At 70.9% G+C, this 21419-nt stretch carries 22 protein-coding genes; 8 read left to right on the top strand and 14 right to left on the bottom strand.

Translation table 11 applies throughout. The annotated features are described in order from the left end of the window. Positions 1–159: 159 nt before the first annotated feature. The 4 genes from ACFVH5_RS07400 (at position 160) to ACFVH5_RS07385 (ending at position 5726) form a co-directional block, all read left to right on the top strand. Positions 160–1551: an ABC transporter substrate-binding protein gene (locus tag ACFVH5_RS07400; RefSeq protein WP_385832595.1), complete on the top strand. Its 1392-nt coding sequence runs from the start codon at positions 160–162 to the stop codon at positions 1549–1551. A gap of 62 nt (positions 1552–1613) precedes the next feature. Next, entirely contained in the window at positions 1614–2495 is an 882-nt protein-coding gene (locus ACFVH5_RS07395; RefSeq protein WP_385832605.1) for a carbohydrate ABC transporter permease, read from the top strand. Between the two features lie 4 nt (positions 2496–2499). After that, positions 2500–3402: a carbohydrate ABC transporter permease gene (locus ACFVH5_RS07390; RefSeq protein ID WP_385832594.1), complete on the top strand. Its 903-nt coding sequence runs from the start codon at positions 2500–2502 to the stop codon at positions 3400–3402. A gap of 26 nt (positions 3403–3428) precedes the next feature. Next, complete coding sequence (locus ACFVH5_RS07385; RefSeq protein WP_385832593.1) at positions 3429–5726, top strand: glycoside hydrolase family 3 N-terminal domain-containing protein; 2298 nt, start codon at positions 3429–3431, stop codon at positions 5724–5726. Positions 5727–5849: 123 nt separating this feature from the next. Here the strand turns inward: ACFVH5_RS07385 and ACFVH5_RS07380 are convergent, their stop codons facing one another. Genes ACFVH5_RS07380 through tsaB form a run of 4 tightly spaced genes read right to left on the bottom strand, consistent with a single transcriptional unit; the run spans position 5850 to position 8374 of the window. Then, complete coding sequence (locus ACFVH5_RS07380) at positions 5850–6104, bottom strand: hypothetical protein (protein ID WP_385832591.1); 255 nt, start codon at positions 6102–6104, stop codon at positions 5850–5852. Then, on the bottom strand, positions 6101–7228 hold the full coding sequence (gene tsaD / locus ACFVH5_RS07375) for a tRNA (adenosine(37)-N6)-threonylcarbamoyltransferase complex transferase subunit TsaD (RefSeq protein WP_385832590.1): 1128 nt from the start codon (positions 7226–7228) through the stop codon (positions 6101–6103). The genes ACFVH5_RS07380 and tsaD overlap by 4 nt, the downstream gene beginning before the upstream one ends. Further along, the gene (gene rimI / locus ACFVH5_RS07370; protein WP_384801403.1) at positions 7221–7694 is read right to left on the bottom strand and encodes a ribosomal protein S18-alanine N-acetyltransferase; all 474 of its coding nucleotides are present in this window, start codon (positions 7692–7694) and stop codon (positions 7221–7223) included. The genes tsaD and rimI overlap by 8 nt, the downstream gene beginning before the upstream one ends. Positions 7695–7714: 20 nt before the next feature. After that, positions 7715–8374 (bottom strand): tRNA (adenosine(37)-N6)-threonylcarbamoyltransferase complex dimerization subunit type 1 TsaB, encoded by a 660-nt coding sequence (tsaB, locus tag ACFVH5_RS07365; protein WP_385832589.1) that lies wholly within the window; start codon positions 8372–8374, stop codon positions 7715–7717. A 134-nt stretch (positions 8375–8508) separates the two neighbouring features. Here tsaB and ACFVH5_RS07360 point away from each other — a divergent pair, with 134 nt between their 5' ends. Continuing rightward, positions 8509–9063 carry a hypothetical protein gene (locus ACFVH5_RS07360; protein WP_385832604.1) on the top strand — a complete coding sequence of 185 codons (555 nt, stop codon included), beginning with the start codon at positions 8509–8511 and terminating at the stop codon, positions 9061–9063. Positions 9064–9662: 599 nt separating this feature from the next. Here ACFVH5_RS07360 and tsaE read toward each other — a convergent pair. The 5 genes from tsaE to ACFVH5_RS07335 form a co-directional block, all read right to left on the bottom strand. Continuing rightward, the gene (gene tsaE / locus ACFVH5_RS07355) at positions 9663–10226 is read right to left on the bottom strand and encodes a tRNA (adenosine(37)-N6)-threonylcarbamoyltransferase complex ATPase subunit type 1 TsaE (protein ID WP_385832588.1); all 564 of its coding nucleotides are present in this window, start codon (positions 10224–10226) and stop codon (positions 9663–9665) included. Continuing rightward, complete coding sequence (locus ACFVH5_RS07350; RefSeq protein WP_385832587.1) at positions 10192–11442, bottom strand: alpha/beta fold hydrolase; 1251 nt, start codon at positions 11440–11442, stop codon at positions 10192–10194. Before ACFVH5_RS07350 ends, tsaE begins: the two co-directional genes overlap by 35 nt. Before the next feature lie 95 nt (positions 11443–11537). Further along, positions 11538–12689 (bottom strand): alanine racemase, encoded by a 1152-nt coding sequence (gene alr / locus ACFVH5_RS07345; RefSeq protein WP_385832586.1) that lies wholly within the window; start codon positions 12687–12689, stop codon positions 11538–11540. A 64-nt stretch (positions 12690–12753) separates the two neighbouring features. Beyond that, positions 12754–13713: a L,D-transpeptidase family protein gene (locus tag ACFVH5_RS07340; protein WP_385832585.1), complete on the bottom strand. Its 960-nt coding sequence runs from the start codon at positions 13711–13713 to the stop codon at positions 12754–12756. A gap of 157 nt (positions 13714–13870) precedes the next feature. After that, positions 13871–15307, bottom strand: coding sequence for an NAD(P)H-hydrate dehydratase (locus ACFVH5_RS07335; protein ID WP_385832584.1), 1437 nt, complete (start codon positions 15305–15307; stop codon positions 13871–13873). Positions 15308–15617: 310 nt separating this feature from the next. Here ACFVH5_RS07335 and ACFVH5_RS07330 point away from each other — a divergent pair, with 310 nt between their 5' ends. Continuing rightward, positions 15618–15938, top strand: coding sequence for a hypothetical protein (locus ACFVH5_RS07330; RefSeq protein WP_385832582.1), 321 nt, complete (start codon positions 15618–15620; stop codon positions 15936–15938). 195 nt (positions 15939–16133) lie between these two features. Here ACFVH5_RS07330 and ACFVH5_RS07325 read toward each other — a convergent pair whose 3' ends face one another. From ACFVH5_RS07325 to ACFVH5_RS07315, 3 genes are all read right to left on the bottom strand, one after another. Further along, positions 16134–16505 carry a holo-ACP synthase gene (locus tag ACFVH5_RS07325; protein WP_210882064.1) on the bottom strand — a complete coding sequence of 124 codons (372 nt, stop codon included), beginning with the start codon at positions 16503–16505 and terminating at the stop codon, positions 16134–16136. Positions 16506–16538: 33 nt separating this feature from the next. Further along, positions 16539–17456: a hypothetical protein gene (locus ACFVH5_RS07320; RefSeq protein ID WP_385832581.1), complete on the bottom strand. Its 918-nt coding sequence runs from the start codon at positions 17454–17456 to the stop codon at positions 16539–16541. Positions 17457–17536: 80 nt separating this feature from the next. Then, positions 17537–17959 carry an ATP-binding protein gene (locus ACFVH5_RS07315; RefSeq protein ID WP_385832580.1) on the bottom strand — a complete coding sequence of 141 codons (423 nt, stop codon included), beginning with the start codon at positions 17957–17959 and terminating at the stop codon, positions 17537–17539. Between the two features lie 235 nt (positions 17960–18194). Here ACFVH5_RS07315 and ACFVH5_RS07310 point away from each other — a divergent pair, with 235 nt between their 5' ends. Then, complete coding sequence (locus ACFVH5_RS07310) at positions 18195–19031, top strand: helix-turn-helix domain-containing protein (RefSeq protein WP_385832579.1); 837 nt, start codon at positions 18195–18197, stop codon at positions 19029–19031. 8 nt (positions 19032–19039) lie between these two features. Beyond that, on the top strand, positions 19040–19252 hold the full coding sequence (locus ACFVH5_RS07305; RefSeq protein WP_385832603.1) for a DUF397 domain-containing protein: 213 nt from the start codon (positions 19040–19042) through the stop codon (positions 19250–19252). On the opposite strand, the gene glmS is transcribed toward ACFVH5_RS07305, so the two are convergent. Both glmS and ACFVH5_RS07295 read right to left on the bottom strand, forming a co-directional pair. Continuing rightward, a complete protein-coding gene (gene glmS / locus ACFVH5_RS07300) occupies positions 19213–21060 on the bottom strand; it encodes a glutamine--fructose-6-phosphate transaminase (isomerizing) (protein WP_384801290.1) in 1848 nt (615 codons plus the stop codon). The two genes, ACFVH5_RS07305 and glmS, sit on opposite strands and share 40 nt — an antisense overlap. Positions 21061–21151: 91 nt before the next feature. Beyond that, complete coding sequence (locus ACFVH5_RS07295) at positions 21152–21403, bottom strand: hypothetical protein (protein WP_385832578.1); 252 nt, start codon at positions 21401–21403, stop codon at positions 21152–21154. Between the last annotated feature and the right edge of the window lie 16 nt (positions 21404–21419).

Here is a 21419-nt window from a genome sequence, read left to right as displayed (position 1 = left end):
GGGATCGTATCCCTGCGCAACCTCTTGACGAAGACCTTCGACCGCCATACGTTCCCGGAACATTCGAAGTACCACCCGAAACATTCGTGCATGTTCGATGCGTATGCGTGCCGCGAGCGCGCCGGCGAGCGGACGAGCCGGACAAGAAGAGGTGCTGTCATGGAGTCGATCAGCGGGCGGTCCAACAGCGGGCGGCCCACGGGCGCGGGCCCGAGCGGAAGCGGGGGCGGCAGCAGCCTGAGCGGCCGCGCGTTCAGCAGGCGCTGGGTGCTGGGCGCCGGTGCCACCACCCTGCTCACCACCGGCCTCACCGCCTGCGGCTCCGACGACGGCCCCGGCGGGGGCGGCGGCACGATCGACGCCTTCGTGTACGGGGACGACGCGGTGAAGGTCCAGCAGACGGCCGTCGAACGCTTCAACAAGTCCGCCGCGAGCAAGTCGGCCAAGGGCACGGTGAAGCTGGTCAAGGTCCCGGGCGCGGACTACACCTCCAAGCTCCGTACGGCGATGGGTTCGCCGAGCGCCCCGGACGTCTTCTTCAACTGGGGCGGCGGCTCGATCAGGGCCTACCAGGAGGCGAAGCAGCTCGTCGACCTGACCGACACCATCGCCGGCGACCCGGTCCTGAAGTCGGGGTTCCTGCCCGCGGTGCTCGCGGCGGGCGCGCTCGGCGGCCGCAACTACGGGATACCGATGCGCGGCATGCAGCCGGTGATCCTCTTCTACAACAAGTCGGTGTTCGCCGAGCACAAGCTCCAGCCGCCCGCCACCTGGGCCGAGTTGCAGGACGTCAACGCCAAGCTGAAGGCCGCGAAGATCACCCCGTTCGCGCTCGGCGGGGCGGACACCTGGACCGAGCTGATGTGGCTGGAGTACCTGGTCGACCGGATCGGCGGCCCGGAGGTCTTCGCGAAGATCCAGGGCGGGGACGCGTCCGCCTGGGGCGACCCGGCCGTCCTCAAGGCCGCGGAGAGGGTGAAGGAACTCATCGACGACGGCGCGTTCGGGTCGAAGTTCAGCTCGGTGTCGTACGTCAACGGCGGCGCCCCCGCGGTCTTCGCCAAGGGCAAGGCGGCGATGCACCTGATGGGTTCGTGGGAGTACTCGACGCAGCTCGGCAAGTTCCCGTCGTTCGCGAAGAACGACCTGGGCTGGTGTCCGTTCCCCACGGTCGAGGGCGGCACCGGCGACATCCGCAACGTCGTCGGCAACCCGACCAACTACTGGTCGGTCAACTCCCGTGCGGGCAACAAGGACGCGGCGATCGCCTTCCTGAAGGACTGCGCCTCCGAGACGTACGCGAAGGCGCTGGTCGCCAACGGTGACATCCCGACGACCTCCAACGCGGCGAAGCTGCTGGACGCCTCGCCCAATCCGGAGTTCGCGAAGTTCCAGTACGAGATGGTCGAGAAGGCGCCGGCGTTCACGCTCTCCTGGGACCAGGCGGTCGACGCGGACATCGCGACCCCGATGCTCACCGAGATCAACAAGCTGTTCGTCGGGAAGTCCTCGCCGAGCGCGTTCGTGTCGGCGCTCAAGGAGCTGAAGTGAGCGCACCCACCCCCACCGAGGCCCCGGTGGGACGCCCGGTCGCCGAGCGCGGCGGGCCCGAGGTGCCCCACGGGCCGCACAAGCGGTCCGGGGCCTCGACGGCCGGCCGGCCGCACGCCGTCTGGGCACTGCCCGGTGTGCTGTTCTTCGCGTTCTTCGCCGTGGTCCCGATGGGACTCGCCTTCTATCTCTCCTTCACCAGCTGGGACGGCCTGGGCGACCCGACGCCCGTCGGCCTCGACAACTGGCGGAAGCTGATCGACGACGACCGGATGGTCCAGTCGCTGTGGCTCACGGTCCTGCTGACGGCCGCGAGCTGGGTCTTCCAGACGGTGATCGCGCTGCTGCTCGGTGTCTGGGCGGCGGGCCGCCAGCGCAACCGGGCGGTGCTGTCCGCGATCTTCTTCGTCCCGTTCCTGCTGTCCTCGACGGCGATCGCGCTGCTCTTCTACGCCCTGCTCGACCCGAACTTCGGCATCATCCGGGAGAACATCCTCGGCTCGTCCGGCGGCGCGTTCCTGGCGATCGTGTTCGTCGGCGGCTGGCAGTTCATCCCCTTCCACACGCTGATCTACCAGGGCGGCGCCCGCCAGATACCCGAAGTCCTCTACCAGGCCGCGGCGATCGACGGGGCGGGCCGCTACCGCCAGTTCTTCTCGATCACGCTGCCGCAGCTGCGCCACACCGTCACGACGTCCACGGTCCTGATGGTCGTCGGCTCGCTCACGTACTTCGAGACCGTGCTGATCCTCACCAAGGGCGGTCCGGGCACGGACACCGCGATCCTGCCGTACCTGATGTACGAGGCGGGCTTCAAGAGCTACGACTTCGGTTATGCGAGCGCCATCGCGTCCTTCCTGGTGCTGGTCGCCACCGGCCTGTCCCTGATCCTCGTGCGGCTGACCGGCTTCGGCGGCATGCGCAGTACCCGCGAAGGGATGTGACGCAGTGTCACACGACACCTTGCCGCGTCCGCGTCCCGTGAAGACCGAGGAGCGCGACACGCCACCGTCCCCGCCCCGCCGCCGGCACTGGACGAAGCGCGCGAACCCCGTCGCCGGGCTCGGCGCGGTCGTCTGGCTCGTGATCGTCGTCGTCCCGATCTACGCGATGCTGTCGGCCTCGCTCACCAGTCAGGACAAGGCGCTCACCGGCAACCCGCTGACCCCGCCCACGAGTCCGACGCTCGACAACTACAGCACCGTGCTGAACAGCGGCTTCGGTCATCTGTTGGCCAACACGGCGATCGTGGCCGTCGCGGTCGTCGCCATCGTCCTCGGCCTCTCGGTCCCGCTCGCGTACGTGGCCGTCCGTACCCGCGACCGCTGGTCGGGCCTGGCTTTCCGGCTGTTCCTGCTCGGTGTCGCGATCCCGGCCCAGGCGGTCGTGGTCCCCCTCTACCTCCTGATCGCCAAGCTCGACCTGTACGACAGCCTGCTCGCGGTCATCCTGCCGACGGCGGCCTTCGCGATGCCGGTCTCCGTCCTCGTCCTCGTGGGCACCCTGCGGGACGTCTCGGAGGAGCTGTACGAGGCGATGGCGCTGGACGGCGCCTCACCGCAGCGGATGCTGTTCCAGCTGGCGGTCCCGATGGCCAAGGGCGGTATCAGCACGGTCGTCATCTACGCGGCGCTGCAGGCCTGGAACGGCTTCCTCTTCCCGCTGATCTTCACCCAGTCCGACGAGCCGCGTGTCCTGACCCTCGGCCTCTTCAACTACGTCAGCCAGTTCGGCGTCAACATCCCCGCCCTGCTGGCCTCGGTCGTCCTCTCCGGCGTCCCGATCTTCGCCGTCTACCTGGTGGCCCGCCGCGCGCTGGTCGGCGGCCTGATGGGCGTGGGCGGAAAGTGAACCCACTCGACTCTGACAGGAGTTCCATGACCAACGCCCCGTGGCGTGATCCCGCGCTGCCCGCCGAGGCCCGGGTCGACGACCTGCTCGCCCGGATGACCCTGGAGGAGAAGACCGCCCAGCTGTACGGCGTGTGGGTGGGAGCCGCCACGGACGGCGACGGAGTGGCCCCGCACCAGGACGAGATGACCTCGGACTTCGACTGGGACGAGCTGATCACCCACGGTCTGGGCCAGCTCACCCGCTCGTTCGGTACGGCCCCCGTGGACCCCGCGCTGGGCGCGCAGGCACTGGCCCGCGCCCAGCGCAGGATCAGCGAGGCGGGCCGCTTCGGCATCCCGGCCGTCGCGCACGAGGAGTGCCTGGCGGGCTTCACGGCCTGGGGCGCCACCGCGTATCCGGTCCCTCTCGCCTGGGGTGCCTCGTTCGACGCGGCGCTGGTCGAGGAGATGGCCCACCGGATCGGCCGGGACCTCGCCTCCGTCGGCGTCCACCAGGGCCTCGCCCCGGTCCTGGACGTCGTACGGGACCCGCGGTGGGGCAGGGTCGAGGAGACGATCGGCGAGGACCCGTACCTCGTCGGCACGATCGGCGCGGCGTACGTCCGCGGGCTCGAGTCCGCCGGAATCGTCGCCACGCTGAAGCACTTCGCCGGGTACGCGTCCTCCGCGGGCGCCCGCAACCTCGCCCCCGTACGGGCCGGTGTGCGCGAGTTCGCCGACATCACGCTGCCGCCGTTCGAGTTCGCGCTGCGCGAGGGCGGGGCCCGTTCGGTGATGGCCGCGTACACGGACACGGACGGCGTGCCCGCGACCGCGGACCCGTACCTGCTGACCGAACTCCTGCGTGAGCAGTGGGGTTTCACCGGCACGGTCGTCAGCGACTACTTCGGCGTCGGCTTCCTCAAGACCCTGCACCGGGTGGCGGGCACCGAGGCCGAGGCCGCCCGCGCGGCCCTCGCGGCGGGCGTGGACGTCGAACTGCCGACGGTCCACTGCAACGGCGACCCGCTGGTCGAGGCGGTACGGGCCGGGGACGTCCCCGAGTCCCTGGTGGACCGGGCGGCGGCGCGGGTGCTCCGCCAGAAGTGCGAGCTGGGCCTGCTGGACGAGACCTGGTCCCCCGAGCCGGCCGGCCCCGTCGACCTCGACTCGACCGCGAACCGCGTCCTGGCCCGCCGCCTGGCCGAGGAGTCCGTGGTCCTGCTCTCCAACCCGCAGGGCCTGCTCCCGCTGGCCCCCGACACCCGTATCTCCGTGGTGGGACCGCGGGCGGCGGACGCCCTGGCGATGCTGGGCTGCTACTCGTTCCCGTCCCATGTGGGCGTCAACCACCCGGCGCTGCCGATGGGCGTCGAGATCCCCACGCTCCTGGAGTCCCTGCGCACGGAACTCCCCGACGCGAAGATCACGTTCACCGAGGGCTGCGACACGACCGACCCGGACACGTCCGGCTTCGAGGAGGCCGTCGCACGCTCCACGGAGGCGGACGTCTGCGTGGCGGTGCTCGGCGACCGGGCGGGCCTCTTCGGCCGGGGCACGTCGGGCGAGGGCTGCGACGTGGCGGACCTGCAACTACCCGGAGTCCAGGCCCAGTTGCTGGACGCCCTGACCGCCGCCGACACCCCCGTCGTACTGATCCTGCTCACCGGCCGGCCGTACGCGCTGGGCCGCTGGCACGACCGGCTGGCCGCCACGGTCCAGGCGTTCTTCCCGGGCGAGGAGGGCGGCCCGGCGGTGGCGGGCGTCCTGTCGGGCCGTGTGAACCCGTCGGGCAGGCTCCCGGTCAGCGTCCCGCAGACCCCCGGCGGCCAGCCGTGGACCTACCTCCAGCCCCCGCTGGGCCTGGCGGGCGAGGTCAGCAACCTGGACCCGACCCCGCTCCACCCCTTCGGCCACGGCCTGGGCTACACGGACTTCACCTGGGAGGACACGGCCGACCGGCACGCGGAGATCACCACGGACGAGGGGCACGACGTCTCGGTCACGGTCCGCAACACGGGCGCGCGGGAGGGGACGGAGGTCGTCCAGCTGTACCTGCACGACCCGGTGGCGTCCGTGACCCGCCCCGACGTGCGCCTGATCGGCTACCACCGCCTGACCCTGTCCCCCGGAGAGACCCGGCAGGTCACGTTCCACTTCCACCCAGACCTGTCGGCGTTCACGAACGGCAAGGGCCGACGCGTGGTCGAACCAGGCGCCCTGGAACTCCGCGTGTCCAGGTCCAGCACGGACGTGGTCCACACCACCCACCTGACCCTGACAGGCCCAGAACGCCAACCGGGCCCGTCCCGCCAACTGACGTGCAGGACAACGGCCGTCTAAGGGGCGCGGGGAACGGCGCAGTCTTGTGTCTTGGGAGGGGCGCAGCCCCTTCAGGGGCGCGGGGAACGGCGCGACAAGCCCCCACCGGACCCGCACCCGAAGAACACACGCCGGAGGCAACCCCTACCCCTCGACGGACTCGAACCGCCACCGATGAACGGCCCGAGCAACCAACCCACCAGCCGGCTCCGGAAGCTCAGGAAGCGCGTCGTCATACGCGGCATCCCACCACGTGATGACAAGCACCCGCTCCCCCGGAGCCCGCAGGACCTCCCGTCGCAGGGGCCGCGCCGGGAGGTCCTGCTCCCGCACCCACGCGAGCAGTTCCTCGCCCCGCCCCTCGGCTGCCCGCGCCTCCCACATCAACGCGACGCTCATGAGTACAGATTGCCCTTGCTGACCTCATGCACATGATCGTGCGAGTGAGAGTGACCGTGTGCGTGCCCCTGCGCGTGGGAACGCCCCGGCACATGCGGATCGGTCACGGGCAACGAGGAATCCGCCGACAGATCCCAGTCGGAGGCGGCCCGTCCCCGAGCCACCATCTCCGCCCCGAGCGCGGCGACCATCGCCCCGTTGTCCGTGCACAGCTTCGGCCGCGGCACCCGCAGCGTGATCCCCGCGGCCTCGCACCGCTCCTGCGCGAGCACCCGCAACCGCGAGTTCGCCGCGACGCCGCCACCGATCATCAGATGGTCGACGCCCTCGTCACGACAGGCCCGTACGGCCTTGCGGGTCAGCACGTCCACCACGGCCTCCTGGAAGGACGCGGACACGTCCCGCACGGGCACGTCCTCGCCGGCCGCCCGCTTCGCCTCGATCCACCGGGCCACGGCGGTCTTCAGCCCGGAGAAGGAGAAGTCGTACGCGGCGTCGCGCGGCCCGGTGAGCCCGCGCGGGAAGGAGATCGCGTTCGGGTCGCCCTCCTTCGCGTACCGGTCGATGACGGGCCCGCCCGGGAACCCGAGATTCAGAACCCGGGCGATCTTGTCGAAGGCCTCGCCCGCCGCGTCGTCGATCGTCGCGCCCATCGGCCGTACGTCACTGGTGATGTCCGAGGACAGCAGCAGCGAGGAGTGGCCGCCGGAGACGAGGAGGGCCATCGTCGGCTCGGGCAGCGGCCCGTGCTCCAGCTGGTCCACACAGATGTGGGACGCCAGATGGTTCACCCCGTACAGCGGCTTCCCCAGCGCGTACGCGTACGCCTTCGCCGCCGAGACCCCGACGAGCAGCGCGCCCGCGAGTCCGGGCCCGGCGGTGACGGAGATGCCGTCGAGGTCGCGCGCGCTGACCCCGGCCTCCTTCAGCGCCCGCTCGATGGTCGGCACCATCGCCTCCAGGTGCGCGCGGGAGGCGACCTCGGGCACGACCCCGCCGAAGCGCGCGTGCTCGTCGACGCTGGAGGCGATCGCGTCCGCGAGGAGGGTCGTCCCGCGGACGATGCCGACGCCGGTCTCGTCGCAGGAGGTCTCGATGCCGAGGACGAGAGGTTCGTCAGCCATTGATCTCGGTTCCTTGTACGGAAGTTGACGGGTCGTTGAGGCGCATCACGAGAGCGTCCACGTTCCCCGGCTGGTAGTAGCCGCGCCGGAAGCCGATCGCCTCGAAGCCGAAGCGCTCGTAGAGCTTCTGGGCGCGGATGTTGTCGACCCGGCATTCGAGCAGCACCTCGGCGCACTCGAAGGCGGTCGCGGCCCGCAGCAGTTCGGTCAGGATCAGCGCGCCGAGCCCGGTGCCCCAGTGCTCGCGGGCGACGGCGATGGTCTGTACGTCACCGGCGTCACCGGCGGCGGCCAGACCCCCGTACCCGACGATCACCCCGCCGTCCTCCGCCACCACGTACCGCCGGGTCGCCTCGGGTCCCCGCGCGTGGGCGAGGTCGGACCAGAACATGCCCCGCGACCAGGCGTCCTCGGGGAAGAGGTCCTTCTCCAGCTCCAGTACGGGCTCGATGTCCCACCAGCGCATCTCACGCAGCACCGCGGTCGTCACTTGGGGGTGACCACCTTGTAGTTCTTGGGCACCTGGGCGTCGGGCCGGCGCAGATAGAGGGGCCGGGGCGCTTCCAGTTCCTCGCCGGCCGCCAGCCGCTCGGCCGCCAGGGACGCGAGCGAGGCCGCCGACACGTGCTCGGGTTCGCGGGCGTCCCGGAAGGTGTCGGGGTAGAGCAGCGCGCCCGCGCCCACGGCGGGCAGTCCGCCGATGTCCAGTTCCCCGGGCCGGTCCACGGCGGGTTCGGTGAGCCGCGTACGGGAGTCGGCGTAGCGCGCCCAGTAGACCTCTTTGCGCCGGGCGTCGGTGGCGACGACGAAGGGTCCCTCGATCCCCGCCTCACCCCCGGCGGCGTACGCGAGGCCGTCGAGCGTGCACAGTCCGTACACGGGCACGCCGAGCGCGAGCCCGAACGTGTCGGCGGTCATCAGACCGACTCTGAGCCCGGTGTACGGGCCGGGGCCCACGCCGACGACGATGCCGGTGACGGCGTCGAGCCGCAGCCCGGCTTCGGTGAGCACCCGGTCGACGGCCGGCAGGAGCAGTTCCCCGTGCCGACGCGCGTCCACCTGGCTGTGGGCGGCGACGACGGACGTGCCGTCGTGCAGCGCGGCGGTGACGGCGGGGGTGGCGGTATCCAGAGCGAGCAAGAGCACGCGAACAGCCTACGGCGCCGGGACCCGGCGCACGTCCGCCTCAATCCGGCGGGTGGCTCCTGCTAACGTCACACCGTCACAACACGGACAAATAACGTACAAGATCGAAGATCGTACGAGAGGTGGGCACCCAGGTGATGCGGAGCAGCTCGGGAATCGTGGCCGTGCTCACCGCGGTGGCGCTCGCCGTGATCGGCTTCCTCACCTACCAGGCGTCGGCGTACGCACCGGCCGACCTGTCCACCCCGCGGGCCGCCGCGTCCTTGCCCGCCACGGCGTCCAAGGCCCCCCGGGACAAGAACCATCCGACGGCCCTGCCCGGCGACTCGGGCACCGGGCAGCGGGTCGTCTACTCGCTGGACGACGACCGGGTGTGGCTGGTCGACGAGGGCGACAAGGTCAGGCTCACGTTCCGGGTCAGCCCCGGTACGGTCGATCCGCTGCCCGCCCGGTACGTCGTCACGTCACGCTCCGGGACGATCGTCGGCTCCGACGGTGTGGCCGTGGAACACGTGGTCCGCTTCGCCAGCCTGGACGGCATCGCGATCGGCTTCAGCGCGGCGGTGGACGGCTCGGTGACACCCCCCGACCCCGCACGCAAGCTGGGCGCGATCCGCGAGCCGCGCGGCGCCGGAGCGGCAATGTGGGACTTCGCCACGATCGGCACGAGGATCACGGTAATCAAGTAACCGAATCCCCCCACCCGCATACCCACCCACCCACCCAAGCCCCAACAGGGGCGCGGGGAACGGCGCAGGCTTTCCCCTTGGGCGCGCGGGGAACGGCGCAGGCTTTTGTCTTTAGGGGCGCGGGGAACTGCGCAATCTTTTCGGGGGCGCAGCCCCCAAGGGGCGCGGGGAACTGCGCGGCCGACCCCCACCGGCCCGCACCCGCGAACGACCTAGGCCGCCCGCCGCCCCTCATCCCGCCCAGCCGCCGCAGGCACAGGCGCAGGCACAGGCGCAGGCGGTGGCGGCGGCACGGACACAGCCCGCACAAGCCCACCCACCGCAAGCAACTCCCCCACCGACACCGAGCCCCCACCGGCCCCAGAAGGAACACGTTCCGACGCAGACGCAGACGCAGACGCAGGCATCGCGGCCTCCTGAAGAGCTCCGGGAGCAGACATGGTTAGGTAGACCTAACCAACTCCTTCGCCCATGTGAACACGCCGAAGCCCCCCACCGCAACATCTTCCCGACGCCCTGTCGGAATGTTGGGGCGAACGTACAAACCGATCCCCGCCCCGAGGACCTCAGAGCTTCAAGGCTTCAGGGGCTTCAAGGCCTCAGACGGAGAGCACACCCAGATCCACAGACCCCCACCGCTCCCCCACCCCGGTCACGACGACATGCCGTACCTCGTCGGTCGTGTCCCCGACGGCCCGGTGGATCAGCAGATGCAGCCGGTCGTCCGTCAGCTCCTCGACCTTCCCCTCGCCCCACTCCACGACGATCACGGAGTCGGACAGCGACACGTCGAGGTCGAGGTCCTCCATCTCGTCGAGCCCGCCGCCCAGGCGGTACGCGTCGACGTGGACGAGCGGCGGCCCACCCGCGAGCGGGGGATGCACGCGGGCGATCACGAACGTCGGCGAGGTGACCGCGCCGCGGACCCCGAGCCCTTCCCCGAGCCCGCGCGTCAGCGTCGTCTTGCCCGCGCCCAGTTCGCCGGTGAGCATCACGAGATCCCCGGCCCGCAGGAGCTCGGCGAGCCTGCGGCCCAACTCCTTCATCTGCTCGGGCGAGTTGACGACGATCTCCGCGGTCACGGCCTGCACGGCCGTCACGGCCTGCACGGCCGTCACGGCACCGGTTTCAGCCGGGTTGCGCGGTGCTGCTGGTGCTTCCATAGCCACCAACGGTAGCCCCTGCGGGCACGGCGCCGACGCGGGTCAGCAGGTCCGCGAGCCGGTCTATGACGACCTCCGGATGCTCCAGCATCACGAGGTGCCCGGCGTCCGGCACGAGCACCAGCTCGGCGTCCGGCAGCAGATCGGCGATGGACTCGCTGTGCTCGCTCGGCGTCACGAGGTCCTTGACCCCGGCGAGTACGAGCACGGGCAGATCGGCGAAGTACGCGAGCGCCTCGGTCTTGTCGTGGTCGGTGAAGGCCGGATAGAACTCGGCGACCACGTCGATCGGCGTGGCCTCGATCAGCCGCTCCGCGAACCGCGCGACCGCCGGGTCGATGTCCCGGGACGCGAACGAGTACCGCTTGATGATGCCCGCGAACAGATCCGCGGTGGCCCGCCGCCCGCGCTCCACCAGTTCGGCGCGCTGCCCGAGCGCTTTCAGCACTCCGGGCAGGATTCGCCGCACCGCGTTGACGCCCGCGACGGGCAGCCCGAAGTTGACCTCGCCGAGCCGCCCGGACGACGTACCGACGAGCGCCACGCCGACGACGCGGTCGCGGATCAGGCCGGGGTACTGGTCGGCGAGGGCCATCATCGTCATGCCGCCCATCGAGTGGCCGACGAGCACGAGCGGTCCCTCGGGCGCCGCCGCGTCGATGACGGCCTTCAGGTCGCGGCCCAGCTGGTCGATGGTGACCGGCTGGTCGTCCCGGATCTGGGCCACGCCCCGCCCGGAGCGCCCGTGGCTGCGCTGGTCCCAGTGGACGGTCCGGACGACTCCGCGCAGCGCGGCCCGCTGGAAGTGCCAGGAGTCCTGGCTGAGGCAGTAGCCGTGGCTGAAGACGACGGTGACCGGGGCGGGTGTCTTGCGGCCGAAGAGCCGCCGGCGGCGCGGGGCGAGCGCGGTGTCGGTGTCCACCTCGTCGACCTCGTAGTACAGCTCGGTGCCGTCGTCCGCGGCGGCCTTGCCCGGCATACCGCGCAACGCCCCGTACGGACCGGCCGAGTCGAGGGCGAGCCGCGCCTTCCTGCGCATGCCGCGGCCGACCGTGAGCCGCTCTATGGCGACTCCGGCGGCGGCGCCCGCGGCGACCACGCCTATCGCGGCGCCGGCGACGCCTGCCCTGCGCCAGTTCGCGGGCCCGGCCGCGGAGACCGCCGAGGCCGCGGCCGTGGCCGCTTCCACCGCTGCCTCCGCGCTGCTCTCGCTCACGAACCGCTCCTCTTCTTCGTCTTCTACGGCTTCTACGGCTTCTACGTTTTTTCGGGGGCGTTCCGTGCTCCGCCCTTATGCGGATACCCCGCTGGTTACTCGTTCACGTAGTCATTCACGTAGACGCGCGGTACGCGGGTTCCGATGCGGGTGACGATCTCGTACGCGATCGTGCCCGCGGCCCGCGCCCAGTCCTCGGCGGTCGGCTCGCCGTGGTCGCCGGGCCCGAAGAGGACCGCCCGCTCGCCGACCGGCGGTTCGTCGCCGCCGAGGTCGACCGCGAACTGGTCCATCGCGACCCGGCCCGCGACCGTCCGCCACTTGCCGCCGACCAGGACGGGTCCGGTGCCGGAGGCGTGGCGCGGGATGCCGTCCGCGTACCCGACGGGCACGAGGCCGAGGGTCGTATCGCCGGCGGTGACGTAGTGGTGTCCGTAACTGACGCCGTGGCCCGCGGGCACGTGCTTCACCAGCGCGAGCGACGCCCAGAGCGTCATCACGGGCCGCAGCCCGAGGTCTCCGGCGGTGCCCAGCTCGGGGCTGGGCGAGATGCCGTACGTGGCGATCCCGGTCCGTACGAGGTCGAAGTGGGACTCGGGAAGTGTGAGCGTGGCGGGCGAGTTGGCGATGTGCCGCACCTCCGGGCGCAGCCCCGCGCCCTCCGCCTGGGCGAGCATCTCGCGGAAGAGGGTGAGCTGGGCGGCGATGGAGGGGTGCCCCGGTTCGTCGGCGCAGGCGAAGTGCGACCACAGGCCGGTGACGGTGACCAGGCCCTCGGTCTCGGCCCGCCGCGCCTCGGCGACCAGTTCGGCCCAGTCGGCGGGCTGGCAGCCGTTGCGCCCGAGACCGGTGTCGGCCTTGAGCTGGACGCGGGCGGTGCGGCCCGCGGCCCGTGCGGCCTCCGTGGCCTCGCGCAGGGCCCACAGCCCGCTGATCCCCAGGTCCAGGTCGGCCTCGACGGCTTCCCGCCAGGGCCCGCCCGGTGTCCACAGCCAGCACATGATCCGCCCCGGCAGCCCGGCCGCGCGCAGGGCGAGGGCTTCCTCCGGAGTGGCCGTGCCCAGCCAGGTCGCTCCCGCGTCCAGGGCCGCGCGGGCGCACGGCACGGCCCCGTGCCCGTACGCGTCGGACTTGACCACCGCCATGAGGGCGGCGGCCGGCGCCTGGGCGCGCAGGGTCCGCACATTGGCCCTCAGGGCGGCCAGGTCGATCTCGGCGCGGGCACGCGCGGGTGCTGTCTCAGTCATCGCCGACCAGTGTCTCAGAGGGGTCCGACACCACTTCCGGGTACCGGGTCCCGGGCACCGCGCCTCACGTACCTGCCTTGCGGCCCCACACGTACACGCGGTCGCCCGTGGAGAGCCTGCTCCACAGGGTGCGGGCATCGGCGAGCCGCATGTTGACGCAGCCCCGCGATCCGGGCGGGCTGTACACGCTGCCGTAGATGGCGTGGAAGGCCTGGCCGCCGCTGAAGAACTGGCTGTACGGCATGGGGGTGTTGTACAGCGTCGACCAGTGGTTCTTGTGCTTCCAGTAGACCTTGAACCAGCCGGTCCTGGTCCGGTACCCGGCCCTGCCGCTGCGCACCGGCACGGGCCCGAACACCACCTTCTTGCCCTTCTGCACCCAGACCAGTTGCCGGCCGAGGTCGACACAGGCGACGCGACCGGCCCGTACGGGGCATCTGCCGGCCGCGTTCGGCGCCTTCGCGGCGGACAGGAGCTGCATCCGGCCCCAGGTCACGGGCCCGGCGAAACCGGTGTCGGGCCGGATGCCCTGCTTGTTCTGGAAGGCCCGCACGGCCCGGCAGTCCGCCGCCGACTGCTTGCCGTCCGCCGTGAGCCGCAGCCACCGTTCGACCTGCCGCTGGTGGGGCCCGGTGCGCCGGCTGCACGCCGTCACCCCGGCCTCCCGCGCGACGGCTTCGCTCAGCGGTACGTACTCGATGAGCGCGTCGCTCCCCTCGGCGGCACGCGGCGGCTCGACGGCGTTCTCCGCGGCGGAGGGCGTGTAGACCTGCGGGGCGAGCACCTGGTCGGGGGTGTCCACCTGCCAGGGCTGGTACGGGCCCGGGTGCACGCCGGGCACGAGTTCGCTCTGCGGCGCGGGGGCGTCGGGCGCGCCGGGAGCGCTGGGAGCGCCGGGCGCGGGTGGGGGCGGGGCTGTGGGGGCGGCGGCGGCCCCCGGCCCGGACAGCACGGCGAAGAGGGTGACGAGGGCGACCAGGGCGGTGGGCTGCGCGGCGGCGGTTCTCCTGCGGATACGGGCCATGTGCTCAGCGAAACCCGGGAGGGTGCCGGGGTCCGGTCAGCCGCGCGGCAGGGTCGCCCGTTGTGGCGCACGCCCGCGTGTGCGCCCGCGCGCGTTCCGCTCAGTTCGTGGCGTCATCCGGTTCCGTTCGTGGCGTCATCCAGTTCCGTTCGTGGCGTCATCCGGTCGCGATGTCCCGCCAGGCCTCGCGTACCGCCTCGGCGACATCGTGCGCCCCCACGGGCGCGCCGTCCGCGGCAAGCCGCCCCGCCAGTCCGTGCAGGTACGCGCCCACGCTGCCGGCGTCCCGCGCGTCGAGCCCGGCGGCGAGCAGGGACCCGGTCAGCCCGGACAGCACGTCGCCGCTGCCCGCGGTGGCGAGCCAGCCGGTGCCGGTGGAGTTCACCCGCACGGGTCCGCCGCCGGGGGAGGCGACGAGGGTCGTGGACCCCTTCAGCAGCACGGTGGCCCCGTACCGCTCGGCAAGTTCTCGTACGGACGTCAGCCGGGCGCCCTCGACCTCCTCGCGCGGGACACCGAGCAGTGCGGCGGCCTCTCCGGCGTGCGGGGTGAGCAGGGTGGGTGCCCTGCGGGCCCGTACGGCGTCACGGTCGGCGAGGCGCAGACCGTCGGCGTCGACCAGTACGGGCACGTCCGCCTTGAGCACGGCCGCGACGACGTCGGCGTCGTCACCGGCGCCGGGGCCGACGACCCATGCCTGGACGCGCCCGGCCTGCTCCGGCGAACCGGTGGACACGAGCGTCTCGGGGAACCGTGCGATGACGGCGTCGCCCGCGGGCCCGACGTACCGGACGGCTCCGGCGCCGCCGCGCAGGGCACCGGAGACGGCCAGTACGGCCGCGCCCGGATAGCGGGAGGATCCGGCGGCGATACCCACGACGCCTCGCCGGTACTTGTCGCTCTCGGCGCCGGGTACGGGGAGCAGGGCGGCGACGTCGGCGTGCTGGAGCGCCTGCAGTTCGGCCTCGCCGGGCAGCGCGAGCCCGATGTCGACGAGCCGTACGGACCCGGCGTACCCCTTTGCCGGGTCAACGAGCAGCCCCGGCTTGTGGGTGCCGAAGGTGACGGTCAGATCGGCGCGTACGGCGGCTCCGCGGACCTCGCCGGTGTCGGCCTCGACACCGCTGGGCAGGTCGACGGCGACGACGGCGGCGCGGATCTCGCCCAGCACGTCGAGGAGCTTCGCGGCGTCGGGGCGGAGCCCGCCCTTGCCGCCGATCCCGACGATGCCGTCCAGGACGAGATCGGCGCGCCGGAGCGGTTGTTCGGCCGCCTCCGTCCCCTCGACCACGCTCCCGCCGGCGCGGCGCAGGGCGGCGAGGCCGCCGGGGTGGGTGCGGTCGGGGGCGAGCAGGACGGCTGTGACCCCGGCGCCCCGCTTGGCGAGCCGGGCACCGGCGTACAGGGCGTCGCCCCCGTTGTCGCCGCTGCCGACGAGCAGCACGACGCGCCGGCCGTAGACGCGCCCCAGCACCTCGGCGCACGCGGCGGTGAGGCCGGCCACGGCGCGCTGCATCAGTGCCCCGTCCGGCAGCCGCGCCATCAGCTCCTGCTCGGCGGCCCGGACCGTCTCCACGCTGTAAGCGGTACGCATGTCTTCGAGTCTCCCCCACGTCGTCCTTTTCGGCTGCGGGCCGGTGGGGGCTGGTCGCGCAGTTCCCCGCGCCCCTGGGTGGGTGGGGGCGTGGGTTTCGTCCTCCGGGTTCGGGTGCGCGTCGGGACATGCGTCCGCAGCCGGAAACGTACGGGTGTCCCACCTGAGGGATAGGTGGGTGGGAGTCGTCGTACGCTGCGGCCACACATCCCGCCACGCCCCCTGAGACCGCGGGACTGCACGCAACCGCGCGCCGCTGTAAGTCATCTAGTCCGGTGAGTCTGCGAGTCTGCCGATCGGAAGGGCCGCCATGAGCGATGTGCTCGCGATTGCCGTCGCCACCACGGTCGTGGTGACGATCGCCGGTGCCGTGACCTATCGAATCGCCCGACTCGACCTCACCCCGGCAGGAGCGCTACTGGCCGCGGCCTGCGCCGCCGTGGCGGTGGGCACCGGCTGGCTACTGACGCTCTTCCACGCGCTACTGGGCTTCACGATAGGCCTGATCGTCTACCTGATAGCACGCACCCGCCTACCAACCCCCCAAGCCATGCTGACAGCAGGAGCCGCCTACGCAGCAAGCACGGCCCTGTCAGTAGCGGCCCTGATGGTGGCCCTGAGCGGCATGTAGAGCCCGGCGCCAGCGAGGGGCATTTAGGGGCGCGGGGAACGGCGCAATCCTGCCGCTTTTCGCTCTTAAGGGGCGCGGGGAACGGCGCAATCTTTTGTCTTTCGCCCTTCAGGGGCACAGCCCCTGAAGGGGGCGCGGGGAACTGCGCGACCAGCCACAACGCACCCGCAGACGAACGCCACCCCCGCGGAGCGGCTACCCCTCCGCGATCACCACCGCGGACGCCACCCCCGCATCATGGCTGAGCGAAACGTGCCAAGACCGCACCCCCAACTCCGCCGCCCGCGCAGCAACCGTCCCGGTAACCCGAAGCCGAGGCTGCCCACTCTCCTCGACATAGACCTCCGCATCAGTCCACCGCAGCCCCCCGGGCGCCCCCAACGCCTTGGCCAACGCTTCCTTCGCAGCGAAGCGAGCGGCGAGAGAGGCGACCCCCCGCCGCTCCCCACTGCCCAGCAGCAGCTCGCTCTCCAGAAACAGCCGCTCGGCCATCCCCGGCGTCCGCTCCAACGACGTAGCGAACCGCTCGATCTCGGCCACATCAATACCGACCCCGATGATGCTCATCAGGGCACCCTATGGCCCGCCCGGCTACTTCCGTCAGCCTTGTTCTGGAGTGCTCGGCGGGACCTCCAGGTCCTCGGTGAACAGATCCTCGACGCGCTCGACCGTAAGGGAACGCTGCAGCCAGGCATCCATCTGGCCGAGGTCGATGCAGGTGGTGATGCGCTCACGCACGCTGTCCGGTACGGAGATACCACGCACCTCGAGCACGGAAAGAATCCCCTTGGCCTCGCCTTCCGCCTTGCCTTCCAGGTAAGCCGTCTCGCGGACGGTCCCCCGGCCCGGGAAGTAGCTGACGAACGACATGTCATTCCTCCATTGATCTCCGGCTGGGGAGTTCCCCAGGGTGATGTCCAGGAACTCGGCGAAGTACCCGGCGGTTACGGGGTCCGTCTGGTGAAGTTCCTGAACGGCGCGGGCGATCGCCTTCAGTATGGCGCTGCCCTGTGGACCGCGGGCGTGTGCCACGGCTGAGAGCACGGACAGCGCGAGGTTCTTCGACGCGGTCCTCGCGTCAGTGATCACCGGCAGGTTGTCCGGCCCCGCGACCAGCGGATACGTCCGCTGTGCGGTCCAGCCGCGCGTGCCGCAGTCGAAGGGGCCGACCGCCCACTTGGCCGTGGCCCTGTCCTGGCAGACGACCACGAGCAGGACGGGCAGACCGAACTTCGACTGCAGGTATGCGACGTAGTACGCCCAACTCGCGGCCTTGTCCTTGTTCTTGCCCGACTGCGACTCGATCGCGAGCAGGAAGTCCTCGCCGTCGGACGGGCCGATGCGCAGCACTGTGTCCACGCGGCGTTCCAGCGGCCGGGCTTCCGTCACGTCCGTGGTGACGGCGTCCACGGTCGCCTTCGCGGCGAACGGGACACCCAGCACGCCGAACACGGGAGCCAGGATCTCGGGCCGCTCCTGGAAGATCCGGTGCATGCCCTCGTGAGCTGATGTGACCATGTGTCCAACCTTGATGGAGTAAAAGGCTGAAGATCCAGACAATTGAGCTGCGTTCACTCATTCGAGCTGCGATGAAACGTTCACGCCGTAGAGGCCAGCTCGCACCACACGTACTTGCCGCCGTTGCCGTTGGCCGTCAGGGGGTGCCAGCCCCATGTGTCGGCGCAGGATTTGACCAGGGCCAGCCCGCGGCCCTCCTCCGAGAGGTCGAGCAAGTCGCCCGTCGAGCAGGGCGGTTCCGGCGGGCCGGGGTCCGCGTCCCAGGCGCCGATCCGGAGTACGCCGGCCGCCCAGCGCACGCGGAGGGCGGCGGGGCCCTTGGTGTGGCGTACGGCGTTGCTCACCAGTTCGGCGGCGAGGAGTTCGGCCACGTCGACGTGGCGGATCAGGCCGTGCATGGTGAGGATCAGCCGGAGGGTACGGCGGCTGACCGTGACCGCTCTGAGGTCGTTGGGGATGTAGAGGGAGTACTCCCACGGCACGTCGTTCTCGATTCCAGGCATGCGTCAACTCCGGTTCGGTGAGGGGGGTTTCGGAGATCTGCGGCCGATCACGGGCGGTGGGCATGCCTCAGCCGTCCCGGCAGGACGGAGTGGTGCACTTCCGGAGCCCCGGAGTGGCGCAGAGTATGCGTCGCACCACTGAAGGTAGGCCTTAGATTTAAGCTTTTGCAACTGGCCCACGTAATCTGACCCCGAACGAGTCACAGCAGCAGGCGCCTTGCGCCAAGGAGCAGCCATGAGTGCACGGCGCGAACCAACAGCACGACAGATGCGCTTGGCGGTCGAACTGCGCAGGCTCCGCGAGGCAGCAGGACTCAGCGCCCGCGAGGCGGCAGCACTGCTCGGCGTGAACTCCGTCCAGATCAGCCAGATCGAGCTGGGCACTTCCGGCGTGAGCGAGAAACGACTCCGCCGCCTCGCGTCGCACTACGCGTGCACGGACACGGAGTTCATCGACGCCCTGGTCGCGATGGCCACGGACCGGACACAGGGGTGGTGGGAGGAGTACCGGGGCCTACTGCCCACGCCGTTCCTGGACCTCGCCGAGCTGGAGCACCACGCCGGATTCCAACGCCATGTGGCCATCCTGTACGTGCCAGGGCTGCTCCAGACGGAGGATTACGCACGCGCTGTCTTCTCCTCCAGGCTCCCCGAACTCACCGATGAAGAAGTGGAGTTGCGCATCCGCCACCGGATGGCACGCCAGGAGATCCGCATCCCGTACGAGGTGGTGCTTCACGAGGCGGCACTGCGGATCCGGGTCGATGACCGCGCCACCTCGAAGGCACAACTCGCCCAACTGCTCACGCTTTCCGAAGCGGACCACATCACCTTGCGAGTCATCCCCTTCGACCTGGACGGCTTCGCCAAGGCGTCCAGCACGATGACGTACGTCGGCGGGCCCCTGCCCAAGCTGGACACCGTTGTGCGTGACGCACCGCACGGCTCGGTCTTCATTGACGCCGATGCACAGCTCAACACCTACCGAACGAGCTTCCGTACAGTGGAAGCCTCTTCGCTCGCCTCCGAACAGTCGCGCGAGTTCATCCACAAGCTGACGAAAGAGCTATGAGGCATCTCATGGACAACTGGCGGAAGTCCTCTTACTCGGGCGAGGGCGACGGCAACGAGTGCGTGGAGGTCGCAACCACCCCCACCCACATAGCTGTCCGAGACTCGAAAGCCCCGGCCAGGGCCACCCTCACCTTCACGGCCGAGACCTTCACCCCCTTCGTCGACGCCCTCGCGCAGCGCTATTCCACCGTCACCGACTTCGCCAGGTTGCGCGGCTGATCCACCTCGTTACCCCTGGCGGTAGCCAACTCGCAGGCGAAGACCTGGAGCGGCACCGTCGCGACCAGTGGCTGCAACAGCACCGGTGTCGCGGGGATCCGGATCAGGTGGTCCGCGTAGGGGACCACCGTCTCGTCGCCCTCCTCCGCGATCACGATCGTCCGCGCACCCCGTGCCCGGATCTCCTGGATGTTGGAGACGATCTTGTCGTGCAGCACCGAGCGACCCTTCGGTGACGGCACCACCACGACCACGGGCAGGTCGTCCTCGATCAGGGCGATCGGCCCATGCTTCAGTTCACCCGCCGCGAAGCCCTCGGCGTGCATGTAGGCCAGTTCCTTCAGCTTCAGCGCGCCCTCCAGGGCGACCGGATAGCCCACGTGCCGGCCCAGGAACAGCACGGTGTTCTTCGAGGCCAGGGAGCGCGCCAACTCCCGTACCGGCTCCATCGTCTCCAGGACGCGTTCGACGTCCTCCGCGATGCGGGACAGGTCGCGTACGACGGCCCTGATCTCGTCGCCCCACTTCGTGCCGCGTACCTGGCCCAGGTACAGGGCGACCAGGTAGCAGGCGACGAGCTGTGTCAGGAACGCCTTCGTGGAGGCGACCGCCACCTCGGGCCCGGCGTGCGTGTAGAGGACCGCGTCCGACTCGCGCGGGATCGTCGAACCGTTCGTGTTGCAGACGGCCAGGACCTTCGCGCCCTGCTCCCGCGCGTGCCGCAGCGCCATCAGCGTGTCCATGGTCTCGCCGGACTGTGAGATGGCGATGACCAGCGTCCGCGCGTCCAGGATCGGGTCCCGGTACCGGAACTCGCTCGCGAGTTCCACCTCGCACGGGACCCGCGTCCAGTGCTCGATGGCGTACTTGGCGATGAGCCCGGCGTGGAAGGCGGTCCCGCAGGCCACCACCACGACCTTGTCGACCTCCCGCAGCGCGCTGGGCGCGATCCGCACCTCGTCGAGCGTCAGCGAACCGCTCGCGTCGATACGGCCGAGCAGTGTGTCGGCGACCGCCTTCGGCTGCTCGGCGATCTCCTTGAGCATGAAGTAGTCGTAGCCGCCCTTCTCGGCGGCGGACACGTCCCAGTCGACGTGGTACGAGCGGGTCTCGGCCGGTGAGCCGTCGAACCCGGTGACGTGCACGCCGTCGCGCCGCAGTTCGACGACCTGGTCCTGGCCCAGTTCGATCGCGGACCGGGTGTGCGCGATGAACGCGGCGACGTCCGAGGCGAGGAAGGCCTCGCCCTCCCCGACGCCCACGACGAGCGGCGAGTTCCGCCGGGCGCCGACCACCACGTCCGGCTCGTCGGCGTGCGCGGCCACCAGCGTGAAGGCCCCTTCGAGGCGCCGGCACACCAGCCGCATGGACTCGGCGAGGTCGGCGCACGCGGAGAACTCCTCGGCGAGCAGATGCGCGACGACCTCGGTGTCCGTCTCGGAGGAGAGCGCGTGTCCCCGCTCGGCCAGTTCGGCCCGCAGCTCCGCGAAGTTCTCGATGATGCCGTTGTGGACGACCGCGACCCGTCCCGCGTTGTCGAGATGCGGATGCGCGTTCGCGTCCGTCGGGCCGCCGTGCGTGGCCCAGCGCGTGTGTCCGATCCCTGTCGAACCGGCCGGCAACGGCCGTTCCACCAGCTCCTTCTCCAGGTTGGCGAGCTTGCCGGCCTTCTTCGCCGCCGCCATCCCGCCGTCCGCGAGCACCGCGATGCCCGCCGAGTCGTACCCCCGGTACTCCAGTCGCTTCAGTCCGGCGACCACCACATCGAGCGCCGACTGCGACCCCACGTATCCCACGATTCCGCACATGACGGCAGCCTAGGGGCCGATATGCGCCCGGCCGAGGCACCGCGTGCCCGATATCGGAAATTCCCGGGCCGCGGGCCGAACCGGGGGCCGGCTACCGCTCCCCGCGCTCGATGCGGTCGATCGCGTCCTGCAGCATCCCGAGGTACTCGACCTCCTCGCAGCGCGGCTTGCTGCCCATCCGGTAGAGGTCGATGCAGTCGTAGAGGTACTCCCCCAGGTCCTCGTCCGGCAGGTCGACGGCCAGTTCACTGCACACCTGGCCCGCCGTGTCGGCCGGACCGGGCCCGCCTCGGCGCCCGGCTCTTGTGCCCACCAGGCCACGCACTCGGAAACGTACGGTCATGACGACCATCCCCACC

The sequence above is a fragment of the Streptomyces sp. NPDC127119 genome (assembly GCF_042677425.1).
Taxonomy (GTDB): domain Bacteria; phylum Actinomycetota; class Actinomycetes; order Streptomycetales; family Streptomycetaceae; genus Streptomyces.
Note: the sequence above shows the minus strand (reverse complement) of the source record. Positions and strands in the feature narration are given on the sequence as shown.

Excerpts from the sequence above, each read along its gene's own strand:
- ACFVH5_RS07335 (WP_385832584.1), bottom strand. The coding sequence starts at position 15,307 with ATGCGTACCGCTTACAGCGTGGAGACGGTCCGGGCCGCCGAGCAGGAG.
- ACFVH5_RS07340 (WP_385832585.1), bottom strand. The coding sequence starts at position 13,713 with ATGGCCCGTATCCGCAGGAGAACCGCCGCCGCGCAGCCCACCGCCCTG.
- tsaD (WP_385832590.1), bottom strand. The coding sequence starts at position 7,228 with ATGGCTGACGAACCTCTCGTCCTCGGCATCGAGACCTCCTGCGACGAG.
- ACFVH5_RS07315 (WP_385832580.1), bottom strand. The coding sequence starts at position 17,959 with ATGCCTGGAATCGAGAACGACGTGCCGTGGGAGTACTCCCTCTACATC.
- ACFVH5_RS07320 (WP_385832581.1), bottom strand. The coding sequence starts at position 17,456 with ATGGTCACATCAGCTCACGAGGGCATGCACCGGATCTTCCAGGAGCGG.
- ACFVH5_RS07385 (WP_385832593.1), top strand. The coding sequence starts at position 3,429 with ATGACCAACGCCCCGTGGCGTGATCCCGCGCTGCCCGCCGAGGCCCGG.
- ACFVH5_RS07330 (WP_385832582.1), top strand. The coding sequence starts at position 15,618 with ATGAGCGATGTGCTCGCGATTGCCGTCGCCACCACGGTCGTGGTGACG.
- tsaE (WP_385832588.1), bottom strand. The coding sequence starts at position 10,226 with ATGGAAGCACCAGCAGCACCGCGCAACCCGGCTGAAACCGGTGCCGTG.
- ACFVH5_RS07400 (WP_385832595.1), top strand. The coding sequence starts at position 160 with ATGGAGTCGATCAGCGGGCGGTCCAACAGCGGGCGGCCCACGGGCGCG.
- ACFVH5_RS07380 (WP_385832591.1), bottom strand. The coding sequence starts at position 6,104 with ATGAGCGTCGCGTTGATGTGGGAGGCGCGGGCAGCCGAGGGGCGGGGC.
- ACFVH5_RS07305 (WP_385832603.1), top strand. The coding sequence starts at position 19,040 with ATGGACAACTGGCGGAAGTCCTCTTACTCGGGCGAGGGCGACGGCAAC.
- rimI (WP_384801403.1), bottom strand. The coding sequence starts at position 7,694 with ATGCGCTGGTGGGACATCGAGCCCGTACTGGAGCTGGAGAAGGACCTC.
- alr (WP_385832586.1), bottom strand. The coding sequence starts at position 12,689 with ATGACTGAGACAGCACCCGCGCGTGCCCGCGCCGAGATCGACCTGGCC.
- ACFVH5_RS07310 (WP_385832579.1), top strand. The coding sequence starts at position 18,195 with ATGAGTGCACGGCGCGAACCAACAGCACGACAGATGCGCTTGGCGGTC.
- glmS (WP_384801290.1), bottom strand. The coding sequence starts at position 21,060 with ATGTGCGGAATCGTGGGATACGTGGGGTCGCAGTCGGCGCTCGATGTG.
- ACFVH5_RS07325 (WP_210882064.1), bottom strand. The coding sequence starts at position 16,505 with ATGAGCATCATCGGGGTCGGTATTGATGTGGCCGAGATCGAGCGGTTC.
- ACFVH5_RS07295 (WP_385832578.1), bottom strand. The coding sequence starts at position 21,403 with ATGACCGTACGTTTCCGAGTGCGTGGCCTGGTGGGCACAAGAGCCGGG.